This window comes from Bradyrhizobium brasilense, from assembly GCF_029714345.1.
Lineage (GTDB): Bacteria > Pseudomonadota > Alphaproteobacteria > Rhizobiales > Xanthobacteraceae > Bradyrhizobium > Bradyrhizobium australafricanum.
In genome coordinates this window covers 3,041,294-3,059,774 of sequence record NZ_CP121669.1, presented here as the reverse complement: position 1 = coordinate 3,059,774, position 18,481 = coordinate 3,041,294, and the positions used below count along the sequence as shown (strand labels likewise).

Annotated in this window: 17 protein-coding genes; 2 read left to right on the top strand and 15 right to left on the bottom strand. The window is 63.4% G+C overall.

The window, feature by feature from the left end; genetic code table 11:
- Positions 1–51: 51 nt before the first annotated feature.
- The 14 genes from QA635_RS14115 to QA635_RS14050 all read right to left on the bottom strand — a co-directional run bounded on the left by QA635_RS14115 (position 52) and on the right by QA635_RS14050 (position 15,752).
- Positions 52–690: an HD domain-containing protein gene (locus QA635_RS14115; protein WP_283071630.1), complete on the bottom strand. Its 639-nt coding sequence runs from the start codon at positions 688–690 to the stop codon at positions 52–54.
- A gap of 279 nt (positions 691–969) precedes the next feature.
- The gene (locus tag QA635_RS14110) at positions 970–2,595 is read right to left on the bottom strand and encodes a hypothetical protein (RefSeq protein WP_283069763.1); all 1,626 of its coding nucleotides are present in this window, start codon (positions 2,593–2,595) and stop codon (positions 970–972) included.
- A gap of 233 nt (positions 2,596–2,828) precedes the next feature.
- The gene (locus QA635_RS14105) at positions 2,829–3,818 is read right to left on the bottom strand and encodes a LysR family transcriptional regulator (RefSeq protein ID WP_283069762.1); all 990 of its coding nucleotides are present in this window, start codon (positions 3,816–3,818) and stop codon (positions 2,829–2,831) included.
- Between the two features lie 318 nt (positions 3,819–4,136).
- Positions 4,137–5,696 carry a 2-isopropylmalate synthase gene (locus QA635_RS14100; protein ID WP_283069758.1) on the bottom strand — a complete coding sequence of 520 codons (1,560 nt, stop codon included), beginning with the start codon at positions 5,694–5,696 and terminating at the stop codon, positions 4,137–4,139.
- A gap of 409 nt (positions 5,697–6,105) precedes the next feature.
- A complete protein-coding gene (locus QA635_RS14095) occupies positions 6,106–7,119 on the bottom strand; it encodes a phosphatase PAP2 family protein (RefSeq protein WP_283069757.1) in 1,014 nt (337 codons plus the stop codon).
- 91 nt (positions 7,120–7,210) lie between these two features.
- Positions 7,211–8,152 carry a polyphosphate kinase 2 family protein gene (locus QA635_RS14090; RefSeq protein ID WP_057015076.1) on the bottom strand — a complete coding sequence of 314 codons (942 nt, stop codon included), beginning with the start codon at positions 8,150–8,152 and terminating at the stop codon, positions 7,211–7,213.
- The gene (locus tag QA635_RS14085; protein WP_283069754.1) at positions 8,118–9,128 is read right to left on the bottom strand and encodes a branched-chain amino acid ABC transporter permease; all 1,011 of its coding nucleotides are present in this window, start codon (positions 9,126–9,128) and stop codon (positions 8,118–8,120) included. The genes QA635_RS14090 and QA635_RS14085 overlap by 35 nt, the downstream gene beginning before the upstream one ends.
- Positions 9,125–10,006, bottom strand: a complete 882-nt coding sequence (locus QA635_RS14080) for a branched-chain amino acid ABC transporter permease (RefSeq protein WP_283069752.1) — start codon at positions 10,004–10,006, stop codon at positions 9,125–9,127. Before QA635_RS14080 ends, QA635_RS14085 begins: the two co-directional genes overlap by 4 nt.
- A gap of 232 nt (positions 10,007–10,238) precedes the next feature.
- Positions 10,239–10,943, bottom strand: a complete 705-nt coding sequence (locus QA635_RS14075) for an ABC transporter ATP-binding protein (RefSeq protein WP_057015112.1) — start codon at positions 10,941–10,943, stop codon at positions 10,239–10,241.
- A gap of 4 nt (positions 10,944–10,947) precedes the next feature.
- A complete protein-coding gene (locus QA635_RS14070) occupies positions 10,948–11,721 on the bottom strand; it encodes an ABC transporter ATP-binding protein (RefSeq protein ID WP_050385458.1) in 774 nt (257 codons plus the stop codon).
- Between the two features lie 22 nt (positions 11,722–11,743).
- Positions 11,744–13,054, bottom strand: a complete 1,311-nt coding sequence (locus QA635_RS14065) for an ABC transporter substrate-binding protein (protein WP_283069751.1) — start codon at positions 13,052–13,054, stop codon at positions 11,744–11,746.
- A 178-nt stretch (positions 13,055–13,232) separates the two neighbouring features.
- Entirely contained in the window at positions 13,233–13,997 is a 765-nt protein-coding gene (locus QA635_RS14060) for a substrate-binding domain-containing protein (protein WP_283069749.1), read from the bottom strand.
- A gap of 15 nt (positions 13,998–14,012) precedes the next feature.
- The gene (locus QA635_RS14055) at positions 14,013–14,714 is read right to left on the bottom strand and encodes an NUDIX hydrolase (RefSeq protein WP_283069748.1); all 702 of its coding nucleotides are present in this window, start codon (positions 14,712–14,714) and stop codon (positions 14,013–14,015) included.
- A gap of 12 nt (positions 14,715–14,726) precedes the next feature.
- Positions 14,727–15,752, bottom strand: coding sequence for an ABC transporter substrate-binding protein (locus QA635_RS14050; RefSeq protein WP_283069747.1), 1,026 nt, complete (start codon positions 15,750–15,752; stop codon positions 14,727–14,729).
- A 182-nt stretch (positions 15,753–15,934) separates the two neighbouring features.
- Between QA635_RS14050 and QA635_RS14045 the strand changes: the two genes are divergently transcribed.
- Positions 15,935–16,384: a cupin domain-containing protein gene (locus tag QA635_RS14045; protein WP_283069745.1), complete on the top strand. Its 450-nt coding sequence runs from the start codon at positions 15,935–15,937 to the stop codon at positions 16,382–16,384.
- A 49-nt stretch (positions 16,385–16,433) separates the two neighbouring features.
- Here QA635_RS14045 and QA635_RS14040 read toward each other — a convergent pair whose 3' ends face one another.
- The gene (locus QA635_RS14040; protein WP_283069744.1) at positions 16,434–16,931 is read right to left on the bottom strand and encodes a cupin domain-containing protein; all 498 of its coding nucleotides are present in this window, start codon (positions 16,929–16,931) and stop codon (positions 16,434–16,436) included.
- Positions 16,932–17,175: 244 nt separating this feature from the next.
- Here QA635_RS14040 and QA635_RS14035 point away from each other — a divergent pair, with 244 nt between their 5' ends.
- Positions 17,176–18,468 carry an adenylate/guanylate cyclase domain-containing protein gene (locus QA635_RS14035; RefSeq protein WP_283069742.1) on the top strand — a complete coding sequence of 431 codons (1,293 nt, stop codon included), beginning with the start codon at positions 17,176–17,178 and terminating at the stop codon, positions 18,466–18,468.
- Positions 18,469–18,481: the final 13 nt, after the last annotated feature.

Below are 18,481 nucleotides of genomic sequence, written 5' to 3'. Positions count from 1 at the left end.
GCGAACCGGCGTCCACTTCGCTCGAAAACGCTCTAATGTCCGCCGCCCGGATCAGCTCGGCCACGGCGTGTTGCGGATCCGGGTGCAGGCATTCGGCCTGTGAAATGTGGGATCGCGCTCCGCGACGAAGTCGAAATTGACCGTGCCGAACGTGGTCTGCGGCTTCTTCAGGGCCGAGCAGGTCTGAACCTCGATGAACTCGTTCTTGAAATCGCCGCGGGGCAACGCGGCAAGGACACCGTCGCGCTGCTCGGCGGTATAGTCATCGTATCCGACGCCGACGGCATCGACCAATACGCCCGCATTGGTGAGCGCGATTTCCGGCCGCATGTATTGCGGGATGCCGGGCGTGGTGTGCAAGGCGATCGCTTCCCACACCAGGTCCGCTTTGGGCTCGGCGATGCCGTGACTCCTGAGAAATTTGCGCGCCGCATCGGCGCCGTCGACCTCAAACCGTTTGGTCTCGGTATGAAAATGATCGACGAGGCCAAGATCATGAAACAGCGCGGCAACATAAAGCAGTTCAGCGTCGAACTTCAGACCTTGCCTGGCACCCTTGAGCGCGCCGAACACAAACACGCGGACCGAGTGATTGAACAACATCTCGGTCTCATGTTGCCGCACCAGCTCGGCGGCTTCCCGCGCGATCTTGCTGTCCGGGATTCGAATGCCGGAAATCGTGTCCGCCATCATCGCACTCCTGCCCTGTGTAGCGTCCCGGATGCATGCACTGGACGGCCAATGGCGTCACGATTCATGCGCGCCGGCACTCCGCTGCAGTGAATCGTACCCACTACCTAACCCGCGAAGCGGCAATCGGAAGGCCCCTGCTGCATGAAGATTCTGCAGGGAGATCGTGAGGCTGGTGCAATACGGAAGGCGCGATCGGGTTCAGCCGATCGTGCCTGGCCTGATCCAGCCGAAGCCTGACCGGAAGCAGCCGGCACAGGCTCCGCTGGGTCGCGGCGATCAGTGCCCCGCGGCGATCCGGGTCGGGCCGCAGACGTCGTCCTGCGCATTGTTGCCGCCGTCGTGGCCGCGGCCGTTGTCCTTCATCCGGCCGTGATCGCCATCGCAATTGACGGGAGCGAACGACACGCCGCGATAGACCATGCCGAACGCCGGCGGCACAACGACGTCAAAAGCTTCGTTCGCCGGAAGCGTTGTCGCCGCGACTCTGTCCGTGGTGGTGACGACTTGATTCGGATCGGCGCCAGGCTCGACCGAGTTGCCTACGGTCGACGTCACCGCGAAAATCGTCGCGGTGCCGTCGCGGTTGACGCGGCCGGTGATGTTGCGCAGGCCGCCGGTTGCCGGATCGGTCGGATAGCCGTTGACATGATAGGACGTGCCGAGGTTCAGGCCCTTCTGCAGCGTGTAGGCAAGGCTCCAGCTGCCGTTGGCATAGACCCATTTCTGAAGGCCTGCGGTCGGTGACGTGGCCGCGTCGGCGAGATTGCCGTCACCTTCCTGGGCGACATAAAGCGTCGTCGCATTGGCGAACCAGATGCCAAAGGGATAGAAGCCGTTCGCGCCGGAGTTCGCCGAGGGATTGTTCGGGAAACCCGGAAGAATGCTGAACGCCGTCGACGCGGCCGTATCCCTCGTCGGCAACACGCCCGGCTGGCCGACCTGATAAACCGTGTTGATGCCGTTGCTGCCGCTGCCTTTGGTCACGTAAAGCGTGTTGTCGGAGATCGCGAGGCCGCGGAAATTATCGTCCTTGCCGGACTTGTCGGCGGCAAAGCCAAACTGGGCAACCGAGAAGCCGAACTGGAAGCCATTCTTGCTGCCGGGCGTGCCCTGCTGCACGCCAACCACGGCATCGGAACCATCGACACCGGGCGTCGCAAGTTGAACGCCGGTGTCGTTGACGACAAGCACCGGCTGGGTGCCGCTGCCGTTGCCGGCGTTGCCGACCGTGAAATACTGGTCGGCCTGGGTGCCATTGACCTTGTTGGCGCGGATCGCGCCGCGGCCATTGTCGCCGCTATAGACGTTGACCTTGGTCCGGTGCAGCGAGCCGCCGAAATCCAGCTCCGCGACCACGCGCGCATGCACGCTGGTGTCCGGATTGGTGGGGTCGACGTGGTTCGGCGAGTTGGAGTTGGAAACATCCAGTTGGTTCACCGCCGCGTCGTAGCCCATGAACGTCACGGCCTTGCCGTCGGGCGACAAATGCAGCGACAGTTCAGACTTGGAGCTGAAGCTCGTCACCGCCACGTCCGCCGGGACGGTCAGCGCGCCGATTTCGCGCAGCCGACGGCCTTCCAGATGAAATTTCTTGATCACCACCGGCGCAGTCACGCCGAAGTTCGAATCGACGGCCACGTTGTTGAAGACCCCCGGATAGCGGCCGTCCGCCACAGCCGTCGCGCCGGTCGGCAGCGTCTGGCCTACGGTGACGGTCGATGGGTTGCCCACATAGACCGCCGTGCTGACCAGCAATTCGTGCGGATTGCCCGCGGTCTGGGACAACGCCGGATGGACCGCAAAAAGCACCGGTGAGAGCGCCGTACCCGCGATCAGGCGCCGGACAATCGCGCCGCGAAATGTTTCCGGAGTTGTTTGCGATTTGGCGATTGATTTGAACATGCGAAGACCCCCCATTCTTTGAAAATTGGAATGGGTTTCCTCATACGGGGCCGATCGCAACACTCGTGTGACAGATTGCCGCACTTCGTGTTCACGTTCCGGAAATCCCGCGGCTCGTGTGTCGCCCGCCGTTGCGGGAGACCCTAAAGGGCGATGAGATTGGGTCGGATCGTCATCGCGCTTTGGCTCATGGTTCGAGCATGATCGCCGCGCAAACGCTTCGCGTTGATCGCTTAGCTGGCCCGTCCGCCAACCCAGCCGACCCGATCCGTTTCGATCGCCCGCAGATAGTCCAGCATCAGGCGGCTGGTTGCCGACAGATGCGCGGTGTCGCGGACCACGATCTTCAGCTCGCGCCGTCCCCAATCGTCGCGCAGCGGGATCGCGCGAAGGCCCATGCCGGCGCCGACCACCTCGAAGGCGCGGTCGGGGATCAGCCCGAGCCCCATATTGGCCTGCACCATGCGGCAGACCGCATCGAAGCCGGGCACATTGATGCGCAGCCGCATCGCCTTGCCGGCTTGCGTCGCCGCATATTGCGAGCGCAGATAGATCGAGCTCGCGGTGTGCAAGCCGATATGGTCGAAATCGAGCGTCTCGGTGAACAGCAATGTCTCGCGGCCGGCCAGCCGATGGTCGGCGCGCATCACCACCACCAGATTGTCGTAGCGATAATGGAAGGCCTCGAGCGCGCGGCTGTCGGCCTCGGCCGAGCAGATGCCGATCTCGGCCGCGCCCTCCTCGATGCCGCGCACCACCTGCCCGCTCGGCCGCTCCTGCAGATCGACGCGGAGCAATTCATGCGCGGCGAAGAAGCCGGAGAGATCCTCGGGCAGGTATTGCACGATCGCTGAGAGGTTGGCGAGCATGCGGACATGGCCGCGCACGCCTTGCGAATATTCCGACAGCTCGACCGCGATCTTCTCGACATTGAGCAGCGTCACCCGGGCGTGGTGCAGCAGCGCCTCGCCGGCCGGCGTCAGCGCCATGCCCTTGGCGAGCCGCTTGAACAGCGTGACGCCGAACGCCAGCTCGAAATCGTTCATCCGCTTCGACACCGCCGACGCCGCGATCCCCTCGCGCTGCGCGGCGCGGGTGAGGTTCTGCTCGTCGCAGACCGCAACGAACAGGCGAAGCGTTGTCAGGTCGACCCGGCGCGTCAGCGCGGTCTCCGCCGGCGTGGCGGCGCGCGGAAGGTCTGTCACGATGGAGGAGATCGGCATGGACGGCGTTCCCCAGGAAAGAACGCAGCGTAGCGCTGGAGATGGCGCGGAAGATTCCAAAGCAGTGCGGGATGGAGCGGAATATTGGTAAATGATTCCAACGGTAACCGGAATGATCTAATTTTATTCCAATCTGGCCAACTACCGCCGTCATTGCGAGGCGCGAAGCGACGAAGCAATCCATGTATCAGGAATCGGAGAGATGGATTGCTTCGCTACGCTCGCAATGACGGAGGACTCTCGCTCTAGATCTGCACGCCCGAACGAAAAACGCGGCGCCGGGGCGCCGCGTTTCAACCTGTCGGTCGACCGCGCTCGTCAGCCCGCAGCCTTGGCCGGGACGTCGCGTTGGCGCTTCATCACGATCTTGTTCAGCGCGCCGAGATAGGCCTTTGCGGAGGCGACCAGCGTGTCCGGATCGGCGGCGCGGGCGGTCATCGAGCGACCTTCATGTGCCAGACGCACCGAGACCTCAGCCTGCGCGTCGGTGCCTTCGGTCACCGCGTGCACCTGATAGAGCTCCAGCTTGGCCTCGTGCGGAACCAGGCGCTTGATGCAGTTGAAGACGGCGTCGACCGGGCCGTTGCCCTCGGCCTCCTCGATCTTGATCTGGCCATCGACGTCGAGCTTCATGGTCGCGCGCTGCGGGCCATGGGTGCCGGCGATCACGGTCAGCGAGGTCAGCTTGATGCGGTCGTGCGCGGCCGCCATCTCCTGGTCGACCAGCGCCTCGATGTCCTCGTCGTAGATGTCCTTCTTGCGGTCGGCCAATGCCTTCATCCGCGTAAAGGCATCCTCCAGCTGGTTGGCGCCGAGCTTGTAGCCCATCTCCTCCAGCTTGTGGATGAAGGCGTGGCGGCCGGAATGCTTGCCGAGCACCAGCGAGGACTGCTTCAACCCGACCATCTCGGGCCGCATGATCTCGTAGGTCGAGGCGTCCTTCAGCACGCCGTCCTGATGGATGCCGCTCTCATGCGCGAACGCGTTACGGCCGACGATCGCCTTGTTGTACTGCACCGGGAACGAAGTGGCCGCGGACACCACCTTCGAGGCGCGGGTGAGCTGCGTGGTGTCGATCTTGTTCCAGTACGGAAACTTGTCGTTCCGCACATTGATCGCCATCACGATCTCTTCCAGCGCGGCATTGCCGGCGCGCTCGCCGATGCCGTTGACGGTGCACTCGACCTGCCGCGCGCCGCCGACGACGCCGGCCAGCGAGTTCGCGACCGCCATGCCGAGGTCGTTGTGGCAGTGTACCGAGAAGATCGCCTTGTCGGAGTTCGGCACGCGCTCGATCAGCGTGCGCATGAAGTGGGTGTATTCCTCCGGCACCGTGTAGCCGACGGTATCGGGGATGTTCACCGTGGTGGCGCCGGCCTTGATCACCGCTTCGACGATCCGGCACAGATAGTCCATCTCGCTGCGGGTGCCGTCCTCGGCCGACCATTCGACGTCGTCGATCTGGTTGCGGGCGCGGGCGACCATCGCGACCGAGGTCTCGATGACCTCCTCGGGGGTCTTGTTCAACTTCACCCGCATATGCAGCGGCGAGGTCGCGATCACGGTGTGGACGCGGCCGCGGCGGGCGAACTTCACGGCTTCGGCGCAGCGGTCGATGTCGGCCGGATGGGCACGGGACAGGCCCGCGATGACCGAGTTCTTGGAGCGGCGGGCGATCTCGCTGACCGCCTGGAAATCGCCTTCCGAGGTGATCGGGAAGCCGGCCTCGATGACGTCGACGCCCATGTCGTCCAGGAGTTCGGCGACCTCGAGCTTCTCCTCGAAGGTCATGGTGGCGCCGGGGCACTGCTCGCCGTCGCGCAAGGTGGTGTCGAAAATGATGACGCGGTCCTTGTCGGACTTGTTCGCGGTGGCCATGTCAGAAATTCCTTTAAGCTTGGCGCCCGTGATGTTGCTCCTTGAGCAATTACCTGGGCGATATCAGGGTTCGGTGATCTCGTACAAACCCCTGAGTGCCCAGGCGCAAACGCCCAGCCGGCCCTCAGGGGCAGGTAAGAAGAAGGCCGCCAATAAGCAGGGTGGGCGCTGCGGCAGGGATCGTGGCGGTAGCCTGGGCCACCTCCCCCGAAATCCCATCAATTTGGCCGCGAATCAGCATTGCCAGACCCTGTTGAGCGCCAAAATTCTCGGGCAAAACCATTGACGGTTGGTTGCCGGCACGCGCTGTGCGCCGTCGTTCTAGACGATTATGGCAAGCTGCCGCAATGGGTAAAGATGGTCAGTTGGGTTGACCTATCGTTGCCGCATGGCTTGGGCGCGATCGCCCTCACCTGACTTCCGCCCGGGGCGCAGCTCGTTGCACCGCGGGTATCATCGCCCATGCTCCTCGCCGGACCACAACCACGTGCCGCAGCATCCAGGTGTGAAGCCAACCAGCGAGGATCACGGACACGATCGTGATCACCAGACCGCCGATCAGGTCCGCGACGTAGTGACCGCCGACGATCGGCGTTGCCAGGATCATGCCCAGATTGACGAGCGTCATCGGGATGCGCAGCAAGCGGATGTTCCAGCTTGCCCAGATCAGGATCAGGGCTGCCGCGCAATGGAAGCTAGGAAACGCGATCAGTCCCTTGCCCTGGAAATTGCGCAGGCTTCTGAGGCTTCCTTCGCGAATCCGGATCAGCTCATCGATCCAGCCGTCGGACGACAGCGGCAAATTCCGGAACGAGGATATCTCGGTATCGCTGAGATGCAGATGGGTCCACGCCGTGGTGGCCGGAACCAGGGCAAAAATCCCAATCGTCAGCAGCAGTGATATGATCGCCGCCAGGATGAATTTCTCAAGCGTCTTGACATCCTTCTTGATGGCCAGCGCCAGGATCACAACATTGGGCAGATAAAAAATCGAGTTATAGAATTCGCTCACGATGCGGACCATCGTGTCCGAGCCCGCGAAGAACCCCGCATAAGCTCTCCAATCATATCCGATCAGCTGATCAGCACGCAGCAATTGGTCGTCGATCAAGGGACGGCCGACTGTCGCGGCGGCATAGGTCAACATCGTCGCGGCGATCGCAACCACCAGATTCTGCGACCAGCAGTTTATGAACAATTGGACGAATTGGATTCGCAGTCCCTTTGTCACGAGGTAGGCGCTGAGCAAGATCGCTGCCATCCCGCCATAGCCGGCCCAATTGACATCGACGTGCCGGAATCCGGACCAATGGAAGGCAGCAAAGCAACCAGCCAGGAACAGCAGGACAGGCGCCCATAGCACGCCCCTCAGTGCGTCATCGTTCGGGTTGTGACTGCCTATCGCTAAATCTGTGGTTGCCATGCCCCATGTTGCGTCAATTCATTAAGATTGCCTTGCGAGCGGCCGGTACGCGCTGGGAATATCCGCATGCGACAAACATGGGACGCGGCGCCTACTTCTTTGCAGACGTCTTCTCGCCCGCCCCGCCCTTGCCTTCCGCCTCCAGCGCCGCGCGGACGCGCTTGAATTCGCTCAAGTCGGCCTTGTCGACTTCGGGGAATTTCAGGTCGAGCCCGTCGAGGGCGTTGACGATGGTCGAGCCGATCACGACGCGGGCGAACCATTTGTGGTCGGCGGGCACGATGTGCCAGGGCGCCTCTTTGGTTGCGGTGTGATGGATCATGTCCTGATAGGCGGCCTGATATTTGGCCCACAGCTTGCGCTCGGCGACGTCGGCCATCGAGAACTTCCAGTTCTTGGCCGGCTCCTCGAGCCGGTCGAGGAAACGCTGGCGCTGCTCCTCCTTGGAGACGTTGAGGAAGAATTTCAGGATCACGGTGCCGTTGCGCGACAGATAGCGCTCGATCGACGCAATGTCCTCGAAGCGTTCGCGCCAGATGTTCTTGGTCACCAGCTTCTTCGGGATCTTCTGCTTGTCGAGCACTTCCGGATGCACCCGCACCACCAGGCACTCCTCGTAATAGGAGCGGTTGAAGATGCCGATGCGGCCGCGCTCCGGCAGCGCGATCATCGCGCGCCACATGAAGTCGTGGTCGAGCTCCCTGGTCGAAGGCTGCTTGAAGGAGGAAACCTCGCAGCCCTGCGGATTGACGCCCTCGAACACGCTCTTGATCGCGGAATCCTTGCCGGCGGCATCCATGCCCTGGAAGATCAGCAGCAGCGACCAGCGGTCCTGGGCGTAGAGCTTCTCCTGGAAGTCGTTGAGCCGCTTGCGGTTGGCCTCGATGATCTTGCCGCCGGCGTCCTTGTCGATGCCGCCCTTCTCGGCGGTCGGATACGATTTGAGGTGAAATTCGCCCGACCCGTCGAAGCGGAACGGCGCGACGAAAGGCTTCAGTTCATCGGCGAGCGATGGGGACGGTTTGTTGCTCATGGCTTCTCGACGGCTTGCGTGGCGATTTGATCCGGTCGATCACGCTACCAAGAATGCCCTTGGGCAGGAAGATGATGAACAACACCAGCAGTACGCCATAGACCAGATTGTCCCAGCCGACCGCCTTGGTGCCGAAAGAGATGCGCAACACCTCGGCCAGCACGATGGTGATGACGGCGCCGACCGTCGGTCCCAGCGCGACATAGACGCCGCCCACGATCGCCGCGAACACCATCTGCAGGGAGACCGCGATGCCGCTCACCGTGTCGGGCGAGATGAACATCTGGTACTGGCAGTAGAGCGCGCCCGACAGCGCGGTCATCAGCGCGCTGATCAGGGTGATCTTGAGCTTCTCGGCGGTGACGTTGACGCCCGCGGCGGCGGCGGCATCCTCGTCTTCCGAGATCGCCTCCATGGCATGGCGGATCATGCTGCGATCGATCGCGCGCCAGATCACGAGGCCGGCGAGCCAGACCGCGAGCGCGATCAGATACCAGGTGGTCTTGTCGTCGAATTGCAGCGCGAGCAGCCCCTTGCCGCTCGGGGCGCGCTGCGGGGTGTAGCCGAGCGAGCCGCCGGTATAGTCGCGGGTCGCGGTGATGACCTGCAGCACGATGCCCGACAGCGCCAGCGTCACCAGCACGAAATAATGCCCGGTGATGCGGAAGCGGAAGCAGGGATAGGCGACGACGAGCGCGAGCACGCCGGCGGTCGCCATGCTGACGGGAATGCCGATCCAAGGCGACACGCCGAGATGGTTCCACAGCAGCGCGGTGACATAGGCGCCGATGCCCATGAAGCCGCCATGGCCGAGCGAGACCAGGCCGAAGCGCCCCATGATCGACCACGAGGTGTAGGCGAACGACCAGATCAGGATCAGCACCAGCACGTGCAGATGATAGGGATCGCGATGCACGAAGGGCACCGCGACGAGCGCGATCAGCGCGATGATCCAGCCGGGGGCTTGCCTGTTCACGAGCGCCTCGCCAGGAGGCCCGCGGGCCGGATGAACATCATGACGATGAAGAAGGCAAAGGCCAGCACGTAACCCCATTCGAGATCGGAGAACAGGCCGCCGAGCGAGATGATCTCGGCGAACACGAAGGCCGCGATGAAGCCGCCGATGAAATTGCCGAGCCCGCCGAGCACGCAGATCAGGAAGGTGATCGGCCCGAACGACAGGCCGACGAACGGATGCACGTCATACTGCAGCACCAGGAGGCAGGCGGCGAGGCCGGCAAGCCCGCCGCCGATCGCCGAGGTGACGAGATAGATGCGCTTGGGGTCGACGCCCATCAGCGGCATGATCTGGCGGTCCTGCGCGATGGCACGGATCGCGGTGCCGGTGAAGGTGCGGGTCAGGAACAGATAGACGCCGATCATGCCGAGCAGCGCGGCAGCGAACGACAGCAACCGCGCGTAGCTGAAATTCATCTCGCCGAGCGCGAGCACCGGCAGGCGGATGCCGAGATTGCGGAAGTCGATGCCGAAGGCGACGGTGGCAAAGCTCTGCAGGATGAACAGCACGCCGCCGGTGGCGAGCAGCTGGTTGATCGGCGGCGCGGTCAGCAGCGGCGCGATCACGAAGAAATGCAGTGCGGCGCCAAGCAGCGCCACCAGCAGGATCACCAGCGGCGCCGCAGCCCAGTATGGCAGGCCGTAATACTGCACGAGATAGTACATGCCGTACATGCCGATCATGACGAGCTCGGCGTAGCAGATCCAGGTGACGTCGATGACACCGAAGATCAAATTGAGCCCGAGCGCAAGCAGCGCCAGCACGCCGCCGAGCAGGATGCCGTTGATGACGGCCTCCAGCAGGTAGATGTCGAAGACGTCGAGGAAGGATTGCATGGTGGCTCTGCCTTAGACCGAGGCGTCGTCATCTGGCCGAACTCGAACTAGCGCAACCGTCATCCTGAGGTGCGAGCGGAGCGCGCCTCGAGGGATGCACGGCCCGTCTGTGGCCGATTCATCCTTCGAGGCGCGCAAGAGCGCGCACCTCCCGAGCGAACGCAAACGCGTTCGTCCGGGGATGACGGGGAAATATGTGAGTGCGCTTGCTCGATTCACGATCATTACCCCCTCACACCCCCAAATACGCCTGCTTGATGGTGTCGCTGGCCGCGAGCTCCGCCGCTGACCCGGCGGCGCGGATGCTGCCGGCTTCCAGCAGATAGGCGCGGTCGACCACGCGCAGCACCTGCTGCACGTTCTGCTCGACGATCAGGACCGTCAGCCCGCTTGAGCGGATGCGCTTGACCAGCTCGAACACCTGCTGCACCACGACCGGCGCGAGGCCGGCCGACGGCTCGTCGAGCAGCAGCAGTTTCGGGTTCGACATCAGCGCACGGCCGATCGCGCACATCTGCTGCTCGCCGCCCGACATCGTGCCGGCCATCTGGTGCTGGCGCTCCTTCATGCGCGGAAACAGCTCGAACACGAACTCCAACCGCTCGGCGTAATGCGCGCGGGCACCGGGCATGTAGGCGCCCATCTTCAGGTTGTCGGCGACGGTGAGCCGGGGAAACAGCCGGCGATTTTCCGGCACATGCGCGATTCCGAGGCTGACGATGCGATGCGGGGGCGTCGCGATGACGTTCACGCCTTCCATCGCGATCGTGCCCCTGATCGGGCGGATCAACCCTGAGATCACCCGCATCAGGGTGGTCTTGCCGGCGCCGTTCGGGCCGATCACGCCGACCGCTTCGCCCGCCTTGACGTCGAGACTGACGTCGAACAGCGCCTGGAAGCTGCCATAGCCCGCGTCGATCGATCTCAATTCCAGCATGCGCTCACGCCCCGATCCGGCGCCGCGCCTGGGCTGCGGCCGCCGCTGCGAGGCTCGCATCCGCATCGGTGCCGAGATAGACCTCGATCACTCTTGCGTCGCCGGCGACATCGGCCGGCAGGCCCTCGGCGATCTTCTCGCCGTGATCGAGCACCATCACGCGATCGACCACGCGCATCAATACGCCCATGATGTGCTCGACCCAGATGATGGTGATGCCGAGTTCGTCGCGGATCCGGCGCAGCATGTCGGCGGCCTGGTCCATCTCGGCCTCGTCAAGGCCGCCAAGGCTCTCATCCGCGAGCAACAGCTTCGGGCCGGTGGCGAGCGCCTTGGCGAGCTCGAGCTTCTTCAACCCGGCGGCGCCCAGGCCCTCGACGCTGGCGTGACGATCGGTCGGCAGCCCGACCATCGCGAGCGCCCGCTCGGCCGCCTCCTCGGCCTTGCCGCGGCTGTGGCGGCCCTGGCCGTAGAAGCCGGCGAGCACGACGTTCTCGAAGATGCTGAGGCGATGGAACGGTCGCGGGATCTGGAAGGTTCGGCCGATGCCACGGTTGATGATCCGGTGCGGGGCGAGCCCCGCGATCTCGTGGCCGTCAAACAGGATCGAGCCGGAGGTCGGCGGCAAGGTGCCCGAGAGCATGTTGAAGATCGTGCTCTTGCCCGAGCCGTTCGGGCCGATCAGGCCGAGGATCTCGCCCTGCTCGACGCGGAACGACACGTTGTTGACGGCACGAAAGCCGCCAAACCGCTTGACCAGGCCTTCGACGGCGAGCACGGCAGTTCCCTTCGCGAGCGAGCTATTTGTAGCTGTAGGTGGTGCCGGCCGGCAGCGGCAGCTCGGTCTCGCGCTGCATCTGGCTCTTCGGCCACACCACATAGGATTTGTCGTCGATATATTGCAGCACCACCGGGAACGAGCGCGCGTTCTGCCCGGCATACTGCTCTCCCTCGCCATAGAACTTCACGCCATAGCCGAGCATGGTGCCGCCCTCGGGTATGTCGGTGTCGAGCGCGGCCTTGCGCAGCGCATCCGGATCGACGCCGCCATACTTCTTGATCGCGCGCGGCAAGACGTCGTCGAGGAAGACATAGGCATTGGCCGCGCCGATGCCGACGTGTGCGGAACGGATCGGCACGCCGGGCTTCAGCCGGTCAAACTCCTCGCCGACCATCTTGATGACCGGCGGCAGCTTGGGGTCCATGTTCTTCTGGTTGGCAAGCCAGATCGAGATCGGGTCGGTGTTGAAGAGATAGTTGGCGTCGGTGCCGAGCCCTTCCTTCAGCTTCTCGTAGACGCCGTAGCCCGCGCCATGGCCGACGATGGCGCCGAACTTCAATCCCTGCTCGCGGGCCTGGCGGAACAGCAGGGTAATGTCCGGATTGTAGCCGGTGTGGAAGATCACGTCGGGCTTGGCGCGCTTCAGCTTGGTCACCAGCGCCGACAGATCGGGCGCGGTCGCCGAATAGCCCTCCTTGAGAACGATGTTGAAGCCGGCCTTCTTGGCGCCGGCCTCATTGCCCTTGGAGACGTCGACGCCATAGGCGCCGTCCTCATGGATGATTGCGACGCGGAGGTCCTTCGGCTCCTTGCCGAACTTGGACATGGAGTATTGCGCGATGAAGTCGGTCGTCATCATGCCGTACTGGTTGCCGGCGGCCTGCGGACGGAACACGTATCTGTAGTTCTTGCCGTCGAACACGCCGGAGGAAATGCAGGTCGTGATCCACATGAACTTCTTCATCTGCTCGACCCGCGCCGACACCGGCACGCATTGCGCCGAGGAGAAGAAGCCCATCACCATGTCGACCTTTTCCTGCTCGAGCAGCCGGACGGCCTCGTTGATCGCGATGTCGGGCTTGCTCTGCGCGTCGGCATAGACGGCCTCGACCTTGTAACCCTCGACGCCGGTCTTGGCGTAATGGTCGAGCATGATCTTGACGCCGGTGTATTGCAGCTCGGAGCCGCCGCCGGCCAGCGGGCCGGTCAAATCGAAGATCACGCCGATCTTGATCTTCTTGTCCTGCGCATGCGCTGCATTGGCCACACCAAGCGCCGCAAGCGCGACAGATAGACCCGCAAGCCAGCGGGCAGCCCTCCTGACCGGCATGAATCCCTCCCCAGAGATTGTGCACTGCATTTTTTGTTGTCGTGCCGCCCCCTATCACAGAGGGAGCGGCCGATGATGTCAAGCGCGATGGCTGCGTCCGCACCGCGCAGGCTTGCGCAAAGTTTCGGCGAAACGGTGCCGACGCGCGGCGCTCGGGCGTGCGCTTGGCGGCGGCAATTTATCCGCGGGGCCGTTCCATGCCGGCCCGTTTGATTGCCGTGAGCAAAATATCGCTGTCCGAGACAAGAAAATCGATCAGGCGCTTGGCTGCTTCCGGCGCTTGTGCGTCGCTGACGATCGCGGCCGTGAAGGTCTGGACCAGTTGGAGATCTGGCGGCAGCAGGCCGACAACTTCGATGCCGTTCTCCTGAACCAGTTCGCTGGTCGGGCCGATCGAGAGATTTGCCTTGCCTGCTCTCAGCGCTTCGGCCGCCTCGGTTCCGCGTGTCTCGAGGGTGAGCCTGACCGTGTCCGGCAAGTTCAACCTGGGGAAGACCTTGTCGCGGACGTACTGTCCGCTCGTGCTGCTCGGCGCCACCACCTCGCCGGCGTCGATCAAAGCCTGTCTGAGCGCGACATCATCGCCGATGTCTGGCCTGGAAGAGCCCGCCCGAACCGCCGCGGCCAAAGGTGCCGTCGCCAGTCCGGCTTCCGATCCCACACGAATTCGGCCATCTTCGATCAGACTTCGAAGTCCCTCACGCGAAAGGATAACCACGTCCGCTTTGGTGCCGTTCGCAAGCTGGTGCCTGATCGTCTTCGGACCGGTGCCCTCCGACGCGCCCGATCCGGTCTGCACCCTGATGCCCGTGCTTCGCTCGAATTCAGGCAGCACGTCGCGGTAGACCGCGGCGAATCCACCCGAAATGATGACCTTGATCGTTTTAGGGCCGTCGGCGATTGCCGGTGTCGACGCAGCGGCAGCGGTGCCTTGCTCGGTCATTGCGCATTCCTTTGCCTAGGCCGGCAGCTGCGTCTCGATGAATGCGGTGACGAAGCGCGGCATTGCGGGAGTGAGATCGGCGCGGCTGCGCACCAGATGGATGCCGGCAAGCTCGGGATTTGCCTGGCGCGCGAGATTGGCCTCGATCCGCGCTTGCAGCGCGTCACCAGGCATATCGACGCGCAGGATCTGCATCATCGCAAGCGCAGGCCCGGTGTAGATGCAGTGCCAGTCGGCGTCGCCGCGGCAATCCGACGGCAACAGTCCCGTCTCCTCCTCGAGTTCGCGCATCACGCTGCCGGCGATATCCACCGTGTCGCCCCTGATATCGTCGAGGTCGGGCGTCCCTGACGGGAAATAGATGCGTCCGGCATTCGCGGTCTGCTCGCCCATCACCCCGCACACGAAGGCACCGTCGCTGGCGAGCAGCGCGCCCATGCCGAAACCGTTGAATACCTCGCTGTCCGGAAAACCCCAGTCGCGCCAGGCGAGGAAGCTCGCGAAATCGGTCTCGAAATAGCTCGCGCTAAGCCGCTCGCCGGCGAAGACCGGATCGCGCCCGAGCAGGACGCGGCCGTTCCACAGGTTCGGGTTCAGCCGCTGCTGCTCGGCGAAATGCGCGTCGATCTCGGCGCGCCGTTCGTCCGCGAACAGCCAAGGGCGCCGCTGCAAGGCAAGGTCGAGCGCGGTGACACGACAAATGAGCGGAGACTGCATGTCCGTACGCGTTTACTTTCCGCTTCCGGTGGTCTTCTTGGCCTGATCGACGAACTTGTTGGTGTAGGTCTTGGTGACGTCGATGCCGGCCTTCGCGACATCGGGTGACCCTTCGCTGAACACCGCGAGCACGGCTTCCGCGCCCTTGGGGTCCATCTTGCCGGTTTCCGAATACATCGGAATCGTGTTCTTCAGCGCGGCGAGATACTGCGCCCTGTCCTTGCCGACGAGCTCATCCGGCATCTTGGCCATGATGTCTTCGGCGCTGTGCGAATGGATCCAGGCCAGCGTCGCCATGATCGCATTGGTCAGCGCCTGCACCTCCTTCTCGTGGCCGTTGACCCAGGCCGCGGTCGAATACAGGGCGCCGCCGGGATATTCGCCACCGAAGACCGCAAGCGTGTCGTGCTGGGTGCGGGTGTCGCTGAGGATCTTAAGGTCCTTGTAGCTGCCCTGCAGCACGGTAACGGCAGGATCGAGCATCACGGCAGCGTCGATCTGGCCCTGCTCCATCGCCGCCACCGCGGTGGCGCCGAGACCGACGCCGATCACGGCGGCGCCGGCCGGATCGAGGCCGTTCTTCTTGAGCAGATACTTCAAGAAGAAATCGGTCGAGGAGCCCGGTGCGCTGACGCCGACCTTCTTGCCGGCGAGATCCTTGATCGAGTTGATCTCGCCGGTGTGCTTCGGCGACACCACCAGCACGAGGCCGGGATAGCGGTCATAGACCACGAAGGCCTGCAGCTCCTGCTTCTTGGCCGCGAGATTGACGCAGTGGTCGAAATAACCGGAGACGACGTCGGCGCTGCCGCCGAGCACGGCCTTGAGCGCGTCCGAGCCGCCCTTGAGGTCGACCAGTTCGACCGCAAGCCCGGCCTTGTCATATTCGCCAAGTTGCTTGGCCAGCACGGTGGGCAGATAGCACAGGCAGGCGCCGCCCCCGACCGCGATGGTGATCTTGCTTTGCGCCGCGGCAAGGCCCGTGGACAGGGTCAGCGCCAGCAGCATTCCGGCAAGCTTGCCAAGCAGTTTGTTCATGACGTCCTCCGTTCGACTGGCCGGCAAGATAGAGGAGCCGGCAGGCCTTGAGAAGGCGACTTTCCGACAGCTGGTCAAGCCTGCGGGGGCGGCATAGCATCGCGGATACAAGAAAACGCAGAAGAAGCGCCAAAGCTAGAAGCACCAAGAATACTTCAGGGGAAACATCAAGGGAGGTCTTCATGAATCGTATTGCAACCGCGCTGTCGATCGCTACCGCCTTTGCCGCGGGCTGTGGCATCACCCATTTGCTGCGGCCGGCGCTCGCCGCCGAAAACATCACGGCGCAGGTCATCCACACCGGCGAGATGGAGGGCGACAAGCTCGGCGACGCCAACAAGGTCGGCTTCCGTTCCAAGATGTTCGTCTCCGCCGACGGCGCCACCGTCTCGATCCAGGACGGCAATGTGCCGAAGCACATGCATCCCAACACCAACGAGATGCAGTTCGTCCTCGAAGGCACCGGCACGGTCTGGCTCGGCGACAAGGAGGTGACGGTGAAGCCGGGCGACCTGATCGTGATCCCGAAGGGCACGCCGCATGGCGGCACCAAGCCGAACGGCCGCTCCATCAAGGCGATCGCGATCAAGACGCCGCCGCAGGCGCCGGATGACACCAAGCTGCTGGATTGATTAAGGCACGTAGCATCCGCGGGCGGCAATCGCGGCAGCTTTCACCCGTCTAGCCGGACGACGGTTGAATGGCGACACCATACTGCTCGGCAATTGGAGCAATGGCCTCGATAGCTGGCTTATGTCCGCTCCGCTTGCCCAATTCGTCGAAGGCGGCGAACATGCGATCGAGGCCGGCGCCCGGCATCGCGAACACGAGCAGGCGCGCCGCATCGTTGCTCACATTGCGGTAGCCGTGGCGCCGATGACGTGGGGCAAAGAAAAATGCGCCGGTGCCAAGACGCACTGGCTCGTCCGTGCCTTCGACCTCAACGAGCACCTCGCCACTCAACACAAAGAATGCTTCGTCCTCACGGGTGTGCGTGTGCGCCGGCGCCCCGCGGCCCGGCGGCACGATCGATTCCCAGATCGAGAATTGCTGACCGGTATCGCTCGCCATCGCCTTGTAGCGATGCGTCACACCGAGCACGTCGAGCGTGAGTCCCGTGCCCGGCGTCCGGAACAACGGGCTCAACTGCGAAAGATCGCGGCTTGTATCAGCGTTCATGGCGGTTCCCTCCGGATCAACGCGAAACACGAAGTATTGCAGCGGAAGTGAACCCGTTCGTCGTTGCAACGTTCCCCCCAAAGGAATGTGATCCGCTCTGGCAGGGTTAGCGTGGAACCAACCTTGTCCCTGAACGGAACGCCCTTGTCGCACCTGCAACGCTTTCCCAAATGAATGGGGACCGCGCCGCCTGGCTTTCGGAAGGCGGGAGGTCCGTCTCAGGTTCTCCGCGGTGGAGACCAATATGCCGCCAACGGCCCCCACAAACGAAACCGAACGATTGGTTGCGCTGCATGCACTCGACATTATCGATAGCGCGCCGGAAGCGGCTTACGATGAAATCGCCGAGCTTGCGGCCCAGATCTGTAGCTGCCCGGTCTCCTACATCAGTTTTATCGATGACGACCGGCGCTGGCTGAAGGCAAGATATGGTCTGCCGGCCGAAATATCCGACGCACCGCGCGAAACTGCCGTCTGCACAACGACGATCTGCGGCACCGAGCTGTTCGTCGTGCCCGACCTGAAGCAGGATCCACGCTTTGACAACAGCCCGATGACGGCCCTGGTGCCGCCATGCCGCTTCTATTGCGGCATGCCGCTCATTACCGATGAAGGGTATGCGTTAGGCACGCTTTGCGTGATGGATTTCGCGCCGCGGCACCTGTCGTTCGAGCAGACGGAAGCGCTGCGAATGCTGTCGCATCAAGTGCTGGCACAACTCGAGCTTCGTCGAAAGCTGATCGAATACCAGCAATCGATCAACGAGCTGAAGCAGTCACGACTCGAGACCGCGGCCGAGAGCGCGCGCGCCGAAGAGCTGTTGCGCAACGTCTTGCCGACGCCGATCGCCGACGAGCTGAAGCGCAGCGGCAAGGTTCAGCCCAAATACACACGGTCCGCGACCATTCTGTTTGCGGATATCCAGGGCTTTACCCTGCTGGCCGAACAGACCGAGCCGGCCAGGCTCATCGATCTCCTCGACAAGTATTTCTCGGCCCTGGACGAGATCGGCGTCCGATATGGCTTGGAGAAGGTCAAGACCATGGGCGACGCCTACATGGCGGTCGCCGGCGTGCTTGCGCCCGACCGACGGCACCCGATCGACGTTTGCCTGGCGGCTCTGGAGATGCGGGCCCGGCTCGGTCGCTTGAGGGCGGAACACGAAGCGATCGGCGAACAGGCTCTGCAATTGCGCATCGGCATCCATACCGGACCAGTCATTTCCGGCGTTGTCGGCAACCGCCGGATGACCTTCGATATCTGGGGTGATGCGGTCAACACCGCGTGGTTCATGGAAGCGTTCGGGGTCGTGGGGCAAATCAACGTCTCGGAGACCGTCGCCGGACATGTCCGCAGGCTGTTCGAACTGGAATCGCGCGGCCCCGTCGAGACCAAGCACGAGCACGCGCACGCAATGTTCCTTCTCAATGGTCTGAGGAAGGAATATTCGCGCGACGGCGACGGCCAGCTGCCCAACGACCTATTCCTGGCGGAGTACAGGCGTATCGGCGGTTCGCGGCTGACTTCGGATTGCTGATGGCGCGTTCGCA